The following is a 1,758-nucleotide window of genomic DNA, read 5'->3' as shown; positions in this document are numbered from 1 at the left end:
CGCGGCTCTCCCGCACTTTGCGTGGATGAGTCGCAGTAAGGTGACCTGATCCCGCCGATTTCCATCGGCAGAGCGGGGCATGAACTCGCTCTCGCTCATTCCCGGCTGCCGGATCCGCCACGTCACTCCTCTAGGCCAGAACGCCCTTGTTGTTGCAGTCGAGGGTCGCGCTTCCCATGGCCGCTGCCCTGCCTGTCGGCACATCAGTGGCAGCGTGCACAGCTCCTCGGTCCGGCAGCCGGCGGACCTCCCGTCCTTCGGGCGTGAGGTTCGTCTCAGCGTTCGAGTGCGCCGCTTCTACTGCCACAATCACATGTGCTCGAAGCAGACGTTCACGGAGCCTCTCCCGCATCTTCTCAAGCCTCATGCCCGGCGCACACGGCGACTAACCAAAGCACAGGCGCGGATTGGCATCGCCCTGGGAGGGGAGCCTGGTGCCAGGCTCCTCGTGCATCTCGCCATGCCGGCCAGTGCCGACACCCTCCTACGCCTCGTGCGGCACCAGCCGCTTCCCGCGCGCCAACCGCCGCGCATTGTCGGCGTTGATGACTGGGCGATGAAGAAGGGGCGCACTTATGGATCCATCCTGGTGGACCTGGAGCGCCGGAAACCGATTGAGCTCTTGCCCGACCGTACCGCGTCCACTTTCTCAGGCTGGCTCCAGCGCCACCCCGATATCAAGATCATTGCCCGCGACCGCTCCAGTGAGTACGCAAAGGGTGCGGCCACGGCCTCCAAGGCCATTCAGGTCGCGGACCGCTGGCATTTGCTGTTGAATGCCCGCCAAATGGTCGAGCGCTGGCTCGCGGGAGCCCATGCTCGGTTGCGGCGTCTGCCCCTCGTTGAGGGATCGCCTGTAGCCTCAGGACGACGAGCCCGCGCCTACCCTCGCACGCGAGCCGAGCAGGCCGCCAGTGCTGCCAGCCGGGATCGTTGGCAGGCTCTCTATGAGGAAGTCCGGCAGCGACATGCCCGTGGAGAGGCGCTGTTGGCGATCAGCCGCACGATGGGCCTGGCACGCGGCACCGTCAGGAAGTTTGCCCAAGCCGACAGCTTCCCGGCACGTGCCGTGCGCCAACCTGGGCCGAGTATTCTTGACCCGTTTCTCCCGCACCTCCATGCACGCCTGGCCGCGGGACACGAGAACGCCACCGCCCTCTGGCGCGAGCTACGGGATCTCGGCTTTGCCGGCTCCCCCAAGCAGGTCTATCGTTGGCTGGCCGAACGCCGAACGGCTCCGGCGAAGACGACAGCCGATAAATGGCGTTCAACCAGCCCGACCCGTCCCGCGGCGGGCGCTCTGCTGCCTTCGCCCAAGCAGCTTGCATGGCTTCTTGTGCGCCCTCCAGCAACTCTTGATGCGACTGAGGCTGCCGTCCTGGCCCGAGTACGGCAGGATCGCGAGGCTGCGCTCCTGACGGATCTGGCGCAACGGTTCTGCACGCTGGTTCGTCAATGTTGTCGTGACCGTCAGACTCGAAACAGTGCGCAGGCTTCAATCGAGGCTCTGACAGCATGGATTGCTGAAGCTCGCTTATCGGGCATCGGGGCTGTCGAAACCTTTGCCGCCGGTCTGGAGCAGGACAGTGCTGCGGTTCGCGCGGCACTGACACAGCCGTGGAGCAGTGGTCAAGCCGAGGGACAGATCACGCGCCTCAAACTCTTCAAGCGCTCGATGTACGGACGAGCCAACTTCGATCTCCTACGCCGGAGAGTGCTCCTGGCCGCGTAATCCACGCAATGTGCGGGAGAGCCGCG

1 protein-coding gene is annotated in these 1,758 nt (G+C 65.1%); it reads left to right on the top strand.

Annotated features, from left to right (window positions below):
• Positions 1-79: 79 nt before the first annotated feature.
• Positions 80-1,732, top strand: coding sequence for an ISL3 family transposase (locus tag FS320_RS42780; RefSeq protein WP_152718572.1), 1,653 nt, complete (start codon positions 80-82; stop codon positions 1,730-1,732).
• Positions 1,733-1,758 lie beyond the last annotated feature (26 nt).

Source organism: Microvirga tunisiensis, assembly GCF_009296175.1.
Taxonomy (GTDB): Bacteria; Pseudomonadota; Alphaproteobacteria; order Rhizobiales; family Beijerinckiaceae; genus Microvirga; species Microvirga tunisiensis.
Note: the sequence above shows the minus strand (reverse complement) of the source record. Positions and strands in the feature narration are given on the sequence as shown.

What these genes read in the sequence shown, in the direction of transcription:
- FS320_RS42780 (WP_152718572.1), top strand. Translation starts at nt 80, where the DNA reads ATGAACTCGCTCTCGCTCATTCCCGGCTGCCGGATCCGCCACGTCACT.